Below are 16,455 nucleotides of genomic sequence, written 5' to 3'. Positions count from 1 at the left end.
GAGCCTCTTTGATTCACGCTCGAGCTGTACAAAAAACAACCATCTGATTGGCATTAAAGATTTTATGAGCACACTCGCTTATCGAAGGGATATCGACGGCCTGCGCGCAGTCGCAGTGATCGCCGTGGTGCTGTTCCACTTTGGCGTCCCGGGGTTTACCGGCGGTTTTGTCGGCGTGGACGTGTTCTTCGTGATTTCCGGCTACCTCATCACCTCGATCATCTGGAACCAGCGGCAGGCCGGGCGTTTCAGCTTTGTCGAGTTCTGGGCACGGCGCGCGCGGCGGATTCTGCCGGCGCTGTTCGCGATGATCATTGCGGTGCTGGCGGTGGGCTGGTTCCTGCTGGCGCCCAAAGACTATGAAGAGCTCGGGCGCTCGGTGCGCTATCAGGTGACGTTCGTCTCAAACATCCTGTTCATGCGCCAGGACGGCTACTTCGACGTCGCCTCTGACCTCAAACCGCTGCTGCACACCTGGTCACTGGCGGTGGAGGAGCAGTTCTACATCTTCTTCCCGCTGCTGCTGACGTTGCTCTCGAGTCGCCTGAAACACTGGCGGCTGGCGCTGTTCGGCGTGCTGCTGGTGTCGTTCGTTCTAAGTGTGTGGGCGATCCAGCATCATCCGGAAAAGGCTTTCTTCCTGCTGCCGATGCGCGCCTGGGAGTTGCTCGCCGGGGCGATGCTGGCGATTGCGCCGAAACACGCCTGGCGCTTGAAACCGCTGGCCGCCCAGGCCTTGAGCCTGCTCGGCATGGGGTTGATCCTGCTGGCGGTGTTTGCCTATGACAAGTCGACGCCGTTCCCGGGTGTCACCGCGTTGCTGCCGGTGCTGGGCGTGGTGCTGCTGATTCTGGCCAACGGTCATCGCGAAACGCTGGTTGGTCAATTGTTGAGCAGCCGGGTGATGGTCGGCCTCGGGCTGATCTCCTATTCCTGGTACTTGTGGCACTGGCCGGTATTCGTGTTCTCCAGCTACGCCAGTGTCGATGAACCGGGCGCACTCGACACGGCCGGACTGATTCTGCTGACCCTGGTGCTGGGGTATCTGTCGTGGAAGTTCGTCGAAACGCCGTTTCGTGAACGGCGCTTGCTCGCCGGGCGGCGGCAGATTCTGCTGGCCGGTTTCTGCGGGATTATGCTGCTTGGTCTGGCCGGGCAATCGCTGCGCTGGACCGATGGCCTGCCATGGCGCTTGTCCGAGCAGGCGCTGCAATACGCCAAGGGCCGCGAGTGGCGGCCGGAGCTGATGGCGTGTCTGGCGGATGACAAGACCCCTGACGACAAGCTGTTCTGCCATTACGGCGTGAAGGATCTGCCGACCCGCGCGCTGGTCTGGGGCGACAGCCATGCCACGGCGCTGATCCCGGTGTTCGATGACGGTGCCAAAGCCCACGGTGTCAGCGTGATTCTGGCCAGTTCTCCGGGTTGTATTCCGGTCGACGGGCTGGAGCATGACGGTGTCTGTGCGCGCTTCAACAAGCGGGTCGAACAGGGGCTGAAAACCCAGGCGATCAGCGATGTGGTGCTGGTCGCGCGTTGGAGTCTGTATTTGTACGGTGACGCCAAGGGCGATCTGGGCCATGTGCTGCGAACGCCCGATGGCCGCTATGATCGTGCCGATGCCGAGCGGCGCTTTGCCGAGGGGCTGCATGCGCGGGTCACACAATTGCGGGCGGCCGGGCATCGCGTATGGCTGGTAAAAGAGGCACCGTTGCAGGCGTTCAGCCCGCCGTATCGGCTGACGCGGCTGGCGATGCTTGATCGTCCGGTGGATGACGTCGGTCTGGCCGTTGAGGCGCACCACAAGCGTCAGGTGTTCATCAGTCAGTTGTTCGCGCAGTTGGCGCAGAATGATCCGGCAGTGCGCGTGGTCGATCCGGCGCCGCGACTGTGTGATGAAAACGGCCTGTGTCACGCCGAACTCGGTGGGTATTCGCTGTACACCGATGACAATCACCTGTCCGAAGTCGGTGCGCGGTTTGTGGCGCCGATCCTTGAGCCGCTGTTTATCGGCCTGCAAGGCCGGGAAAACCTTGGCAAAGCGCAGACGAATGCAGCCAAGTAAGCAGCGACAGGCTGCCACAGGGCTGCATAGCAGGTAGGATGTACGCCTATTTTGAGGGTGCCATCGTCAATGAAATTCAAGGATCTTCGGGATTTCGTGCAGCAGCTTGAGCAGCGCGGAGAGTTGAAACGCATCCAGATTCCCGTCTCGCCGGTGCTGGAAATGACCGAGGTGTGCGACCGTACGCTGCGGGCCAAGGGCCCGGCGCTGCTGTTCGAGAAGCCGACCGGTTACGACATCCCGGTACTCGGCAACCTGTTCGGCACCCCCGAGCGGGTGGCCATGGGCATGGGCGCCGAGTCGGTCAGCGAGCTGCGCGAGATCGGCAAGCTGCTGGCCTTTCTCAAGGAGCCGGAGCCGCCGAAGGGCTTGAAGGATGCGTGGTCGAAGCTGCCGATCTTCCGCAAGATCATCTCGATGGCGCCCAAAGTCGTCAAAGACGCGGTGTGCCAGGAAGTGGTCATCGAAGGCGACGACGTCGACCTGGCGATGCTGCCGGTGCAGACCTGCTGGCCTGGCGACGTCGGCCCGCTGATCACCTGGGGCCTGACTGTCACCAAAGGCCCGAACAAGGACCGCCAGAACCTCGGTATCTACCGTCAGCAAGTGATCGGCCGCAACAAGGTGATCATGCGCTGGCTCAGCCACCGTGGCGGTGCGTTGGACTTCCGCGAGTGGTGCGAGAAGCACCCGGGCCAGCCGTTCCCGGTCTCTGTGGCGCTGGGCGCCGATCCGGCGACCATCCTCGGTGCCGTGACGCCGGTGCCGGACAGCCTTTCCGAATACGCTTTCGCCGGTCTGCTGCGCGGTAACCGTACCGAGCTGGTCAAGTGCCGGGGCAACGATCTGCAAGTGCCGGCCACTGCCGAGATCATCCTCGAAGGCGTGATCCATCCGGGCGAGATGGCCGACGAAGGCCCGTACGGCGACCACACCGGTTACTACAACGAAGTCGACAGCTTCCCGGTGTTCACCGTCGAACGCATCACCCACCGGATCAAGCCGATTTACCACAGCACCTACACCGGCCGTCCGCCGGATGAACCGGCAATTCTCGGCGTGGCGCTGAACGAAGTGTTCGTGCCGATCCTGCAGAAGCAGTTCCCGGAGATCACCGACTTCTACCTGCCGCCGGAAGGCTGCTCGTACCGCATGGCCGTGGTGACGATGAAGAAGTCGTATCCGGGGCATGCCAAGCGCGTGATGCTCGGTGTCTGGTCGTTTTTGCGACAGTTCATGTACACCAAGTTCGTTATCGTCACTGACGACGATATCAACGCCCGGGACTGGAACGACGTGATCTGGGCCATCACCACGCGCATGGACCCCAAGCGCGACACGGTGATGATCGACAACACGCCGATCGACTACCTCGACTTCGCCTCGCCGGTCTCCGGCCTGGGCTCGAAAATGGGCTTGGACGCCACCCACAAATGGCCGGGCGAAACCACTCGCGAGTGGGGCCGCGTGATCGTCAAGGACGACGCCGTTACCCAACGGATCGATGCCATCTGGAATCAGTTAGGAATAGATTGATGCGTGTAACCCTGCAGCCCTCCGGAGCGGTGCTCGAGATACGGCCCGGCGAGCGGATTCTCGATGGTGCGCGGCGCCTGGGCTACGAATGCCCGCAAAGCTGTCGCAATGGCAATTGCCACGTGTGTGCGGCGCTGCTGGTGGAAGGCCGGGTCGAACAGGCCGGCAAGGTGCACGACCACGGCGAGTTCTACACTTGCATAGCCGAGCCGCTGGAAGACTGCGTCCTGTTGTGGGATGGCGTGCTCGCGCTGGGAGAACTGCCGGTGCGCAGCCTGTCGTGTCAGGTCATCGAATGCCGGGATGTCGGCGGCGACACCTGGCGCGTGCGCCTGCGGGCGCCGGCCGGCAAGCCGCCGCGTTATCACGCCGGGCAATACCTGATGATCGAGCGCGAGAACGGCGAAAAATCGGCGTTCTCCATGGCCTCGGCGCCGCATGGCGGGCGCGATCTGGAAATCCACGTACTGGCCCGCGAAGCCAGTGCGCTGAGCCTGATCGAGCAACTGCAACGCAACCCGTTGGTGCGCGTCGAACTGCCGTTCGGCGACACGCACCTTGCCGAACTGCCCGACGGTCCGCTGGTGCTGATCGCCGCGGGCACCGGCATGGGCCAGATCCACAGCCTGATCGAACACTGCCGCGCCAACGGTTTCAAACACCCGGTGCATCTGTACTGGGGCGTGCGCCGTCCGGAAGACTTCTACCAGATCGAGCATTGGGACGAATGGCTGAAGCTGCCCAACCTGTTCCTGCACAAAGTCGTCAGCGACCAGTGCGGTTGGGAAGGGCGCTGCGGGATGTTGCACCAGGCCGTGTGCGAAGACTTCCCGGATCTGAAGTCCCTGCACGTCTACGCCAGCGGCTCGCCGGCGATGGTCTATGGCACGCTGGATGCGCTGGTGGAAGCCGGCATGGATGCGCACCAGATGCGCGCTGATGTATTTGCGTATGCGCCTCGGTCTTGACCCGCGCGAATTGAGCCGCACGAATTGAGCCGTGCGTTTGAGTCCCGCCCCTAGAAACGTACGCCGCTGGTCACCATCGCCGCGTTGGCGCCGAGAAATACCAACTCGGCAGCCAACGGGCCATAGTGAGTACCTACAGAAGGGATGATCACCGGCGCAACGCCGTAGCGGTTCAACGGGATCTTGTCCTTGTAGTCACCGCGATAACCCTGCAACAGCCCACCGGTGACTTTCAGATACAGCGGGTACTCGTTGCTGTCATAGCGCTTGCCGACATAGGCATAGTTCGAGCGCTGACGAAACGAATTGCGGAAAGTTGCCCCGCCAAATACCCAGCCGGAAGCCTGATTACGTTCGATGCCGATCAGGTCCTGATGATTATTGTGTTCGGGGTCAGGCGAATAATGTCGGGTGTAGACGCTGGTCTGGGCATACCAGAAGCCTTTGTCCTGTGCATCGTCCTCGGCCAATGCATGGCCGGCCTGAGTCATCAGCAATGCGGCCAGAAGTCTTGGGATTTTCATTGTGCAGCCTCGGTTAAACGGAATGGCTTGCGCCAGAGGAAGGCCGTTATACGTAGGCGTTCAGCGACGGAGAAGAAAGAAAGTCCGATATTTTAGTAGGAAGTTTCCCGCGCCTTCATGAACGAAACCTGAACGAGCGAAGGCTTATGCATATTTCATTCGGGTATTTAAGATATTTCTGCAATGGTATTAGGCTATATAAAACCGCATGGCAGGGGCTGATAATCCCCAATTAACGCTATCGGGCAGGTCATACATCCTTTAGCACTTTTCGTTTTACAGTTACTGCTATATGTTCTATCAAGCGAATTGTGCTTACATCTTGTAATACTTGCGGGGCCGAACACTTCCGTCATGACAGCCATTGAATCTGCTTTTGTGAATCTGGCTTATCCTCCGCGGCTCGATCTGGGGCCGCAGCTGACCCACGAACAACTTCTCGTCTCGATGCAATCGACCATGGCGCGCCACAAGGGCGGGCCGGTGTGGCTGTTCGCCTACGGTTCGCTGATCTGGCGTCCGGAGTGCACGGCGGTGGAGCGGGTGCGCGGGCGGGTGCATGGCTATCATCGTGGCTTGTACCTGTGGTCACACGAGCACCGCGGGACGCCGGAAATGCCCGGGCTGGTATTTGGTCTGGATCGCGGCGGTTCGTGCAGCGGCTTCGCCTATCGGCTGCCGGAAGAGAATCTCGACAGTGCGTTGTACGCGCTGTGGAAACGCGAGATGCCGTTTCCGTCCTATCGCCCGCACTGGCTCAACTGCCGACTCGAAGATGGCAGTCAGGTTCAGGCGCTAGGGTTTGTTCTGGAGCGACACCTGCCCAGCTACGCCGGCAACCTGCCGGATCATGTGCTGAGCCAGGTGTTTGAAAGCGCTTGCGGGCGCTACGGCACCACTCGCGATTATGTCGAGCAGACCGCCCACGCCCTGCGCAGCCACGCCATGCCGGATCGAAATCTGGAGGCGCGGCTCAAGCGCTGTCAGTCAAAAGCCGATCAGGCGACGGCTTCACGACTCTGACTGGCGACTTGTTTGTGCCATAGCGTCGGCGCCAGGAAGGCCATCGACAGCAGGCAAGCGCCCACCAGCAGCACGAAACCACCGTCCCAGCCGAAGTGGTCAACGGTGTAGCCCATCGCCGCACTTGCCGCGACCGAACCACCCAGATAGCCGAACAGACCGGTGAAGCCCGCTGCCGTACCGGCGGCTTTCTTCGGTGCCAGTTCCAGCGCCTGCAGACCGATCAGCATCACCGGGCCGTAGATCAGGAAGCCGATGGAGAACAGCGCGATCATGTCCACGGTCGGGTTGCCGGCCGGGTTCAGCCAATAAACCAGGGTCGCCACGGTCACCAGCGCCATGAACACCATGCCGGTCAGGCCACGGTTGCCACGGAAGATCTTGTCCGACATCCAGCCGCACAGCAGCGTGCCCGGGATGCCCGCCCATTCGTAGAAGAAGTAGGCCCACGAAGTCTTGTCGACGTCGAAGTGCTTGGCTTCTTTGAGGTAGGTCGGTGCCCAGTCCAGTACGCCGTAACGCAGCAGGTAGACGAAGACGTTGGCCATGGCGATGTACCAGAGCATTTTGTTGCGCAGCACGTATTTGACGAAGATTTCCTTGGCACTGAATTCGTCTTCGTGGCTGGCGTCGTAGCCTTCCGGGTAGTCGTTCTTGTACTTTTCGATCGGCGGCAGGCCGACCGATTGCGGGGTGTCGCGCATGGTGATGAAGGCAAACACCGCCACGCCCAGCGCCACCGCTGCCGGAACGTAGAAGGCTGCGTGCCAGTCATTGAACAGGCCCATGCCGATCAGGAACAGCGGGCCGATAAGGCCGCCGCCGACGTTATGCGCCACGTTCCACACCGAGACCACGCCGCCACGTTCCTTCTGCGACCACCAGTGCACCATGGTGCGTCCGCTCGGCGGCCAGCCCATGCCCTGGGCCCAGCCGTTGATGAACAGCAGGATGAACATCATGGTCACGCTGGACGTTGCCCATGGCGCGAAACCGAAAATGAACATCACCCCGGCCGACACCAGCAGGCCGAATGGCAGGAAGTAGCGCGGGTTGGAACGGTCGGACACCAGGCCCATCAGGAACTTGGACAGGCCGTAGGCTATGGCGATGGCCGACATCGCCAGACCCAGATCGCCACGGCTGTAGCCTTCGTCGATCAGGTACGGCATGGCCAGCGAGAAGTTTTTGCGCAGCAGGTAATAACCCGCGTAGCCAAAGAAGATACCGGCGAAGATCTGCCAGCGCAGGCGTCGGTAAGTGCTGTCTATTTTTTCTTCAGGCAATGGAGCCTGATGTGCGGCAGGACGAAAGAAAGCAAACATTCAAGAGCTCCAGATTTCTTGTTTTGACTGCGGATGCGAATGTTACAGTTTCGTTACCGAAAATAGCACCAGTTCGCATTGGCAAAACAGTGGAAATGTTGGAATTCGCGCGTTCTTTTACGAACCTGTCGCTCAGCTGTAAGAACAGGGCGTTTTCACCACTTATGAACATGGAGTGACTTAGACTCGCGGCCCGTCCAGCCGATTGATCAGCCGAGATAAGCAATGTCACTGAAGGTTCGCATGTTGGTGCCGAGATTTTTGGTGGCAGCGGGACTTGCCGTCGTGTTGCTGACATTGATTGTCACCGATCATCCCGCCCATTCCGGTCTGCGCAATGCCACGGTGCTGATCATTCGACATGCGGAAAAACCGGATACGGGATCGGTGCTCAATGCCCGAGGCGAACAGCGCGCCGCTGCCTATGTCGACTATTTCAATCCGCTGCAGGTCGACGGCCAGGCACTGGTCCCGCAGCGTTTGATCGCTGCTGGCGACACCCCGGAGAGTTCGCGCTCACGCCTGACCCTGACCCCGCTGGCCCAGCGCCTGAACCTTGTGATCGAGCAGCCCTACGTCAATGGCGACCTGCATCAACTGGTCAAACTGTTGCGCAAGAGCAATCAGGCGCAGACGGTGCTGATCGCCTGGCATCACGGCCATATCAATAAACTGCTCAAAGCCTTTGGCGGCGACCCCACGGCGCTGATGGGCCAGGAAAAATGGCCGGATGAGGTCTTCGACTGGCTGATCGTCCTGCGCTTCGATGACAAGGGACGGTTGATTCCGTCCCGCAGCCTGAAGGTGCAGGAGCACCTGTTGCCAGGTGACTCGGCCGGGCCGAGCGGCGGCTAAACGTCCGTCAGAAAATGTACCTACTCCCATTTGCCCAACGGTTTCGTCAGATTTCCCGTCGGGATCAGGAAATGTCCTGCATCCAAAAGCGAAGCTGCGCCATTCAGTTAAAAGGGCGCGCTCCGTAACCTTTGTGCTGTTGCCGGATAAGGCATCTCACTCGGGAAGGGGCGCGATCATGCGGTGGTTTTTTGCGGGGCTTTTATTGACGATCTTCAGTCTTGCACTGGCGGCAGAAGGGTTACTCATACCTGAAAACAATCCCCGGCCGATTTACCCAAAGATGTTGTCCAGGGCTGGGGTCGAAGGCGAGGTCAGGGTCAGCTTCATGGTCAAGGCCGATGGTTCGGTCAGCGCGATCGACATTGTGCGAAGTGATCATCCCGATCTGGCTGAGGCGGTCAAAGACGCAATAACACAGTGGCGCTTCAGACCTTGGACGGTTGAGGACGGTCGGCCTGCGCAGCAGTCTGTCGTGGCGCCGATGCTCTTTCGATTGGCCAGGGATCAGCCGATCGACATCAACCAGTGGCTGAAGTCAGTAAAGTGTCGGGTCATCAATGACGGTTTCAGGAACATGCCTGAGCACGCCTGGGTCGACGCAGAAGTGTTTAATTACACCCGTGCTTACGTTTCGAACGTGATCCACAAGAGTCAGATGGCCGATGAACAACGTCTGGCAATAATCGCCAGGATGAACCGACGCGTACCGATGATCGTCAGAGGCTGCCGGGAAGCCCCTATGCGTAGATACATGAGTTTTCTGCCGGGAGAGGTTCGTGAGTTGCTTTGAAAACCAGCGCCGCCGAAAGTGACACTGCGTTGCTGCCTGGCGCGGATCAGGCCGGCGCCGAGAGTCACCGGCCTGAAAAAACTCAGCGCACCTGCACCACCACCTTGCCCACCGCCTTGCGCTGCCCCAGATCATTGATTGCCTGCGCCGCATTGCTCAGTGGGTACACCTGCGACACCAGCGGTTTCAACTTGCCCTCGGCGAACCAGCCGAACAACTGCTGGAAGTTCGCCGCGTTGTCCTGCGGCTGGCGCTGGGCGAAGGAGCCCCAGAATACGCCGAGTACCGCTGCGCCCTTGAGCAGCGCGAGGTTGACCGGCAGTTCGGGAATGCGTCCGCTGGCGAAGCCGACCACCAGCAGCCGTCCGTTCCAGGCGATGGCGCGGATGGCCTGGTCAAACAGGTCGCCGCCGACCGGGTCGTAGATCACGTCGGCGCCCTGGCCGTCGGTGAGGCGTTTGATTTCATCCTTGAGGCTGGTTTCGCTGTAGTTGATCAGTTCATCGGCGCCGGCGGCCTTGGCCACGGCGAGTTTTTCCGCGCTGCTGGCGGCGGCGATGACCCGGGCACCCATGGCCTTGCCGATTTCCACCGCCGCCAGGCCGACACCGCCGGAAGCGCCGAGCACCAGCAAGGTCTCGCCCGGTTGCAGATTGGCCCGTTGTTTGAGGGCGTGCATCGAAGTGCCGTAGGTCATGCTGAACGCGGCGGCGGTGTTGAAGTCCATCGACGGCGGGATCGGCAGTACGTTGTAGCCCGGCACCGCGACCTGTTCGGCGAAGCTGCCCCAGCCGGTCAGGGCCATGACCCGGTCGCCGACTTTCAGATGGCTGACTTTCTCACCGACGGCGCTGACCACGCCGGCCGCTTCGCCCCCCGGCGAAAACGGGAAGGGCGGCTTGAACTGGTATTTGCCCTCGATGATCAGCGTGTCCGGGAAGTTGACCCCGGCGGCGTGCACCTCCAGGAGGATTTCGTTCTTCTTCGCGACAGGACTGGCGACGTCTTCCAGCACCAGCGATTCGGCAGGGCCGAAGGCTTTGCACAGCACGGCTTTCATCAGGGCTATTCCTTTGGGAGTGATGGCCGATAAGTGTAGGTGTGTCAGTCAACGGGTCAACGAGCATGCCCGGCCCTGATAGTCAGCCATAAGCTTGTGCTTGCGCGGCGGGTCGTTATGCTAGGCCGCAAACCGGATAAGGAGCGAATTGTGAAAGCGTGGATCATGTTGTTGCTGGCCCTGTCTCTGCCTGTGGCAGCGCTGGCCGAAGAAGCCAAAGAAGGCGAGGCGCCGAAGGTCAACTACATCACCCTGAGCCCGCCGTTCGTGGGCAACTACGGGCTGGACGGCACACCGAAGCTGAAGGTCTACAAGGCCGACGTGGCGCTGCGTGTGACCGGCGAAGAGGCGACCAAACTGGTCAAGGCCAACGAGCCGCTGATCCGCAATCAACTGGTGGCGCTGTTCACTCAGCAGACCACCGAGGCGATGGGCAGCATCGAAGGCAAGGAAAAACTGCGTCAGGAAGCCCTGAAGCAGACCCAGCAAGTGATGAATGACGAGACCGGCAAACCGGTGGTGGAAGATCTGTTGTTCAACAACCTGATCATTCAGTAACCACGCTGGCCGCTGTTCAGGACGCCAGGCTTTTGCGAAAGCGCGCCAGCGCGATGAGAAAGAACAGCAGGCCGATGGCCGTCAGCGCCAACAAGTCCGGCCAGACTACGCTCAGCCCGGCGTCGCGAAACAGAATCGCGGCGCTGAGGCTGACAAAGTGTGTGGACGGCGAGCCCTGCATAACCCACTGCAGCCACTGCGGCATGCTGTCCAATGGCGTGCTGCCGCCGGACAGCAGCAACATCGGGATGATCACCGGAATCGCCAGCAGGCCGAACTGCGGCGTCGAACGCGCGAGCGTCGCCAGAAAGATGCCCAGCGCGGTACTGGCAAACAGATAAACCGCAGTCACCAGCAAAAACAGGCTCATCGAGCCGGCCAACGGCACATCCAGCAGGCCTTTGACCACCACTTCCAGCGACAGCCAGGTGCACAGCACCACCACCAGCAGGTTGCTCCAGATTTTCGCCAGCATGATTTCCAGCGCCGTCAGTGGCAGCACCAGCAAATGGTCGAGCGTACCGTGTTCGCGTTCGCGCAGCAGCGCCGTGCCGGTGAGGATGATCGCCAGAATGGTGATGTTGTTGACGATCTGAATGACTGCCAGAAACCAGCCACCCTCCAGATTGGTGTTGAACAGGGCGCGGGTGGTCAGTAGCACAGGCGCCTTGGCGGCTGCATCGCCCTGACCGGCATAGTCGAGCAATTCGCGCTGGAAGATCCGGCCGATGTAGCCGGCGCCCATGAATGCCTGGCTCATGGCGGTGGCATCGACGTTGACCTGAATCGCCGGTTGCCGCGCGGCGAGCAAGTCGGTTTGAAAGCCCGCCGGGATGTTGATGACGAAGGTGTACTGACCGCTGTCCATGACCTGATCCAGTTGCGCATAAGGCAACAGCACCGGCGTCTGGAATTCCGGCGGCTGCAGGGCTTGGGCCAACTGGCGCGAAAGGGCGCTGTGGTCTTCGTCGACGATCGCCACACTGGCGTTGTGCACGCCGATCACCGAGCCGGCGGCGGGCATGTAGATCGCCACGGTGAAGGCGTAGAACAGGAACAGCAGCAACACGCTGTCGTGGCGCAGGCTGGTCAGCTCCTTGAGTCCCAGGCGCAGGATGTGCGCGAACTTGTGCATCAGGCCTCCTGCTTTTTCAGCATGATCAGGCTCAACCCGGTGAATCCGACAAAGAACCCGAACAGCGCCAGGCACTGTGGCCACAGCTGACGCAAGTCCAGCGCTTTGGTGAACGTACCCACCGCGATGTCGAGGAAGTGCCCCGCCGGAAACAGCATGCCCATCACTGCTGCCGCACCTTCCAGTGACGAGCGCGGCACGATCAGCCCGGAGAACTGGATGGTCGGCAGGCTGGTGATGATCATGGTGCCGAGGATCGCGGCGATTTGCGTGCGGGTGAATGCCGAAATCAGCAGGCCCATGCTGGTGGTCGCCAACACGTACAGCAGTCCGCCGAACGCCAGTGTCAGCAGGCTGCCCTTGAACGGCACGCCGAACAGCCAGCGGTTCATCGCCACCAGCAGCGCCAGGTTGACCAGGCTGATCAACAGATACGGCGTCTGTTTGCCCAGCAGAAACTCCAGACGGGTCAGGGGTGTGGCGTAGAAGTTGGTGATCGAACCCAGCTCCTTTTCGCGGACGATGCCGAGCGCCGTGAGCATCGCTGGAATGAAGGCGAGGATCAGCGCCATGACCCCGGGGCCGATAGCGTTGACGCTGACCACGTCCTGGTTGTAGCGAAAGCGGGTTTCCAGACTGGCCGCCGCCGGGTGGGCCAGCGCCGGGCTGCTCTGCTCGGCCAGCTGTTGCAGATTGCCCAGGTGCACGGCTTCGACATAGTTACGGCTGGTTTCGGCGCGAAACGGCATGCCGCCATCCAGCCACGCCGCCACAGCGGGTTGGCGCCCGGCGTACAGATCGCGGCCGAATCCGGGGGGAATCTCCAGCGCCAGTTTGATTTCCGAGCGTTGCAGGCGCCGGTGCAGTTGCTGCGGGTCATGAATGGCCGGCTGTTCGTCGAAGTACCGGGAGCCGCGAAACGCCTCCAGATAAGCTCGGCTCTGCGGCGTCTGATCCTGGTCGTACACGGCAAACGCGAGGTTTTCCACGTCCAGCGAGATGCCGTAACCGAAGATCACCATCATGAAAATCGCCCCGGCCAAGGCGAACGCCATGCGCACTTTGTCGCGCAGCAGCTCCTTGCCTTCGCGACTGGCCACGGCCAACAGGCGACCGAGGCTGAAACCGTGCTGGGGCACTGGTGTTGCCGCAGCGCTCGGCGGTGCCATTTGCGGCTCGGCCACAGGCGCTGATGGTTGAGCGCCCTGAGCCTGTTCCAGGCAAGTGACAAAGGCCGCTTCCAGCGTCTCCCCCGCAAACTGCCGTTGCAGCGCCGCCGGGGTGTCGCAGGCGAGAACCTTGCCCGCGTGCATCAGCGAGATGCGGTCGCAGCGCTGCGCTTCGTTCATGAAATGCGTGGAGAGGAAGATCGTCACGCCCTGTTCACGGGACAACTCGATCAACAGTCGCCAGAAGTCATCGCGAGCTGCCGGATCAACGCCGGAAGTCGGCTCGTCGAGAATCAGCACTTCAGGGCGATGCAACACGGCCACCGCCAATGACAGACGCTGGCGCAGCCCAAGGGGCAGGGCACCTGACGGCTGATCAGCGACGCCGCGCAGATTGAAGCGCTCGATCAACGCTTCGATGCGTTGCGCGCTCTCGGTTTTGGGCAGGTCGAACAGCCGCGCGTGCAGTTCGAGGTTCTGCCGCACACTGAGTTCGCCGTACAGCGAAAAACTCTGCGACATGAAGCCAACCCGCTTGCGCGTGGCCAGATCCTTGGCATTAACCGGGTTGCCGAGCAGCGTCGCACTGCCTTCACTGGCCGGCATCAGCCCGGTCAGGACCTTCATGGTGGTGGTCTTGCCGCAGCCGTTGGAGCCAAGAAAGCCGAAAATCTCGCCACGCCCAATGGCAAAACTGAAGTGATCCACAGCGGTGAAATCGCCGAAGCGCAGCGTCAGGTCGTGGGCTTCGATGGCGATGTCGCTGCTGTTGCCGGTGCGCGGTGGAATCACCAGCGGCTGAGCGTCATGCTGGCTGTCGCCCTGGAAGTGGGTGAAGGCGTCATCGAGTTTGCCGCTGGGGGTGACGGTGGCCAGTTCACGGCTCAGGCCGGTGGCAATCAACTGGCCGGCGTCGAGCATCAGGCAATGCTCGAACTGCTCGGCTTCTTCCATATAGGCCGTGGCGACCAGCAGCGTCAGTTGCGGGCGCTGGCGTCGCACGTCGTCGACCAACTCCCAAAAGCGCCGGCGCGAGAGTGGGTCGACGCCGGTGGTCGGCTCGTCGAGGATCAGCAGATCCGGTTCATGGATCAGCGCGCAACACAGCCCGAGTTTCTGTTTCATGCCGCCGGACAACTTGCCGGCGGGGCGCTCGGCGAACTTCAGCAGATCCGTGGCGAGCAGCAGGCTGTGCATGCGTTGCTCGCTTTCAGTCTTCGACAGGCCGAACAGGGTCGAGAAGAACTGGATGTTCTCGCAGATCGACAGCTCCGGGTACAGGTTGCCGCCCAGGCCCTGCGGCATGAAAGCGATGCGCGCATAGAGTGTGTCGCGATGCCGGCGATCCTCGATCGCGCCACCGAGCACCTCCAGTTGCCCTTGCTGCAAGGTCTTCACGCCGGCAATCAATCCCAGCAGGCTCGACTTGCCCGCACCATCGGGGCCGATCAGCCCGCAGCGGGTGCCGGCGGGCAGGCTGAAGGCGATGTCGCTCAGCGCTTGCTGTTTACCGTAGCGGTGGGCGATACCGGTCGCTTGAACCGCAAGGCCGCTCATTGCAGATTGACCGGCCATTCGACGGGCGCGATCCGCACGTAGCCGGCCCCGGGCATGCCGGGTTTGGCTTGCGGCACGGCGCTGGGCTGGACCAGGCGCAGCTTGACGCGGAACACCAGTTTTTGCCGCTCGTCGCGGGTCTCGACCTCTTTGGGGGTGAACTGCGATTTGGCCGCGACGAAGCTGATTTTTGCCGGCAGCGGGTTATCGGGCAAAGCATCGAGCAGCACGCGCGCCTCATCGCCCACCGCCAGGCGCCCGGCCACCGCGGCTGACAGATAGAGGTTCATGTACTGGTCGTTGGGATCGATCAGCAGCAGCACGCGACCACCGGCCCCCAGCACTTCGCCGGGCTCGGCCATGCGCAGCTGGATCACGCCATCAATCGGCGCGCGCAGACTGCTGTCGTCAATTTCACTGGTCAACTGTGCGACTTGAGCCTGTGCCGCGCCAATCGCCGCACTGACAGCAGAGACCTGGGCCCGGGCGGCGACAACGGCAGCGTTGCCAGTGCCGATGCGTGACTGCAACTGATCGATGATCTGCGCGCTGACATAACCGTGCTTGAACAGTGATTGCGAACGCCCGAGCTCCTGCTGGGCCAGCAGCAGTTCACTCTGGCGCAATTGCACGTTGGCTTGAGCGGCGTTGAGATTTTCCCGGGCGCGCAACACTTCGGCTTCGGCCTGATTGCGCTGGGCTTCGAGGGTGCGGGTGTCCATGCGCGCCAGCAGTTGCCCTTTGCTGACTTTGTCGCCTTCATCGACCAGCACCTCGGCGAGGCGCCCGGGGGTCTTGCTGGCGATCTGCACTTCAGTGGCTTCCAGCCGCCCGTTGCCCATCGACAGTCCTTCGACCAGGCGGCTGCTGATGGACATCCAGTAACCCAATCCGCCAGCGGCGGCGAGTAACACCAGGAGCGAACCGGCGTATAGAAGTGAAGAGCGGCTGTGCGTCGACATGGGGGCATCCTGCGGCAGTGGCTTGCAGTCTGACTGTTCAAGCGTTCCGTTCGCTTGATGTCAGTCAAATGAGCGTCAAGCCTAGCCCCTTTTGTCGGTAAAAACCGTGACCGGCAAGTTCTCAGCGCAAGCCGAGCACGGCGGCCCACTGTTCGGCCGTCACTGGCATGACCGACAGGCGACTGCCTTTTTGCACCAGCGGCATTTCGGCCAGCGCGGTCTGCTGTTTCAGATAATCGAGCTTCAGCACCCGGGCAAACGTCTCGACATGTGCCACATCAATGGCGCTCCAGGCGTTTTTCTCGGGTGTGGCTTTCGGGTCGAAGTAATGGCTCTCGGGTTCCAGTGCGGTGGGATCCGGGTACGCAGCCTGAATAATCCTGCCGATTCCGGCAATCCCTGGCTCCGGGCAACTGGAGTGGTAGAAAAAGAACTCATCGCCAACGGCCATCGCCCGCAGGAAGTTTCTTGCCTGATAGTTGCGAACCCCGTCCCAGCGCGCTGTGCCGAGTTTCTCCAAACCTTTGATCGAGAGTTCGTCAGGCTCGGATTTCATCAGCCAATAGGCCATGTCTTTTGCTCCTCAAGCGGTCATTGGGCAGGTTGTCGGGCAATTTTATGACAAACCGACGGTCGGTTGACGTCAGCGTTTGCGCCGAGGTTCACGTTGTCGCAAAATGCCGGCCTTTAAAGCTTGACGCTGCTGCACGGCCTACGAACGGAAACCGCTGCTGTCATCGTGATGATGTGCCTTGAGGGGGGCAATCGATGAAACGCAAACCGGATTTGCTATGGACTTTGGTTATTTTGTTCGGCCTTGGCGTCGTGACCACCGGTTACGCGCAAAGTCTGTGGACGAGCAAGACCGATGCTCCGGTTGAAGTCGCGCAACAGGTCCAACAGTCGAGCGCCTTCAAACGCTGAA

At 61.2% G+C, this 16,455-nt stretch carries 15 protein-coding genes; 8 read left to right on the top strand and 7 right to left on the bottom strand.

All coding sequences use genetic code 11. The features are described 5' to 3' along the window. Positions 1-64: 64 nt before the first annotated feature. From ACIP8I_RS10540 to ACIP8I_RS10530, 3 genes are all read left to right on the top strand, one after another. Positions 65-2,065, top strand: coding sequence for an acyltransferase family protein (locus ACIP8I_RS10540; RefSeq protein ID WP_400760817.1), 2,001 nt, complete (start codon positions 65-67; stop codon positions 2,063-2,065). Between the two features lie 69 nt (positions 2,066-2,134). Then, positions 2,135-3,601: a 4-hydroxy-3-polyprenylbenzoate decarboxylase gene (ubiD, locus tag ACIP8I_RS10535; protein ID WP_003229330.1), complete on the top strand. Its 1,467-nt coding sequence runs from the start codon at positions 2,135-2,137 to the stop codon at positions 3,599-3,601. Next, positions 3,601-4,569, top strand: a complete 969-nt coding sequence (locus tag ACIP8I_RS10530; protein WP_329697061.1) for a CDP-6-deoxy-delta-3,4-glucoseen reductase — start codon at positions 3,601-3,603, stop codon at positions 4,567-4,569. Before ubiD ends, ACIP8I_RS10530 begins: the two co-directional genes overlap by 1 nt. A gap of 50 nt (positions 4,570-4,619) precedes the next feature. On the opposite strand, the gene ACIP8I_RS10525 is transcribed toward ACIP8I_RS10530, so the two are convergent. Continuing rightward, a complete protein-coding gene (locus ACIP8I_RS10525; RefSeq protein ID WP_400760813.1) occupies positions 4,620-5,093 on the bottom strand; it encodes a sn-glycerol-3-phosphate transporter in 474 nt (157 codons plus the stop codon). Between the two features lie 354 nt (positions 5,094-5,447). Here ACIP8I_RS10525 and ACIP8I_RS10520 point away from each other — a divergent pair, with 354 nt between their 5' ends. Beyond that, on the top strand, positions 5,448-6,116 hold the full coding sequence (locus ACIP8I_RS10520; protein WP_400760811.1) for a gamma-glutamylcyclotransferase: 669 nt from the start codon (positions 5,448-5,450) through the stop codon (positions 6,114-6,116). On the opposite strand, the gene glpT is transcribed toward ACIP8I_RS10520, so the two are convergent. Then, positions 6,092-7,441 (bottom strand): glycerol-3-phosphate transporter, encoded by a 1,350-nt coding sequence (gene glpT, locus ACIP8I_RS10515; RefSeq protein ID WP_003229323.1) that lies wholly within the window; start codon positions 7,439-7,441, stop codon positions 6,092-6,094. The genes ACIP8I_RS10520 and glpT overlap by 25 nt on opposite strands. A gap of 225 nt (positions 7,442-7,666) precedes the next feature. Between glpT and ACIP8I_RS10510 the strand changes: the two genes are divergently transcribed. Further along, entirely contained in the window at positions 7,667-8,296 is a 630-nt protein-coding gene (locus ACIP8I_RS10510; protein WP_367086148.1) for a flagellar basal body-associated protein FliL, read from the top strand. Between the two features lie 178 nt (positions 8,297-8,474). Then, the gene (locus ACIP8I_RS10505) at positions 8,475-9,089 is read left to right on the top strand and encodes an energy transducer TonB (protein WP_400760808.1); all 615 of its coding nucleotides are present in this window, start codon (positions 8,475-8,477) and stop codon (positions 9,087-9,089) included. An 82-nt stretch (positions 9,090-9,171) separates the two neighbouring features. Here ACIP8I_RS10505 and ACIP8I_RS10500 read toward each other — a convergent pair whose 3' ends face one another. Then, positions 9,172-10,149, bottom strand: coding sequence for an NADPH:quinone oxidoreductase family protein (locus ACIP8I_RS10500; RefSeq protein WP_115985873.1), 978 nt, complete (start codon positions 10,147-10,149; stop codon positions 9,172-9,174). A gap of 150 nt (positions 10,150-10,299) precedes the next feature. Here ACIP8I_RS10500 and ACIP8I_RS10495 point away from each other — a divergent pair, with 150 nt between their 5' ends. Continuing rightward, complete coding sequence (locus tag ACIP8I_RS10495) at positions 10,300-10,707, top strand: flagellar basal body-associated protein FliL (protein ID WP_027610485.1); 408 nt, start codon at positions 10,300-10,302, stop codon at positions 10,705-10,707. Between the two features lie 16 nt (positions 10,708-10,723). Here the strand turns inward: ACIP8I_RS10495 and ACIP8I_RS10490 are convergent, their stop codons facing one another. The 4 genes from ACIP8I_RS10490 to ACIP8I_RS10475 form a co-directional block, all read right to left on the bottom strand. Further along, the gene (locus ACIP8I_RS10490) at positions 10,724-11,842 is read right to left on the bottom strand and encodes an ABC transporter permease (protein WP_367086145.1); all 1,119 of its coding nucleotides are present in this window, start codon (positions 11,840-11,842) and stop codon (positions 10,724-10,726) included. Then, positions 11,842-14,568, bottom strand: coding sequence for a ribosome-associated ATPase/putative transporter RbbA (gene rbbA / locus ACIP8I_RS10485; protein WP_400760803.1), 2,727 nt, complete (start codon positions 14,566-14,568; stop codon positions 11,842-11,844). The genes ACIP8I_RS10490 and rbbA overlap by 1 nt, the downstream gene beginning before the upstream one ends. Then, a complete protein-coding gene (locus tag ACIP8I_RS10480) occupies positions 14,565-15,530 on the bottom strand; it encodes an HlyD family secretion protein (protein WP_400760800.1) in 966 nt (321 codons plus the stop codon). The genes rbbA and ACIP8I_RS10480 overlap by 4 nt, the downstream gene beginning before the upstream one ends. 121 nt (positions 15,531-15,651) lie before the next feature. Further along, entirely contained in the window at positions 15,652-16,101 is a 450-nt protein-coding gene (locus ACIP8I_RS10475; RefSeq protein WP_007968408.1) for an EVE domain-containing protein, read from the bottom strand. A 197-nt stretch (positions 16,102-16,298) separates the two neighbouring features. On the opposite strand from ACIP8I_RS10475, the gene ACIP8I_RS10470 reads away from it, so the two are divergent. Continuing rightward, positions 16,299-16,454, top strand: coding sequence for a hypothetical protein (locus ACIP8I_RS10470; protein ID WP_367086142.1), 156 nt, complete (start codon positions 16,299-16,301; stop codon positions 16,452-16,454). Position 16,455: the final 1 nt, after the last annotated feature.

It is taken from the genome of Pseudomonas sp. NPDC088414, assembly GCF_044753325.1.
Lineage (GTDB): Bacteria > Pseudomonadota > Gammaproteobacteria > Pseudomonadales > Pseudomonadaceae > Aquipseudomonas.
Note: the sequence above shows the minus strand (reverse complement) of the source record. Positions and strands in the feature narration are given on the sequence as shown.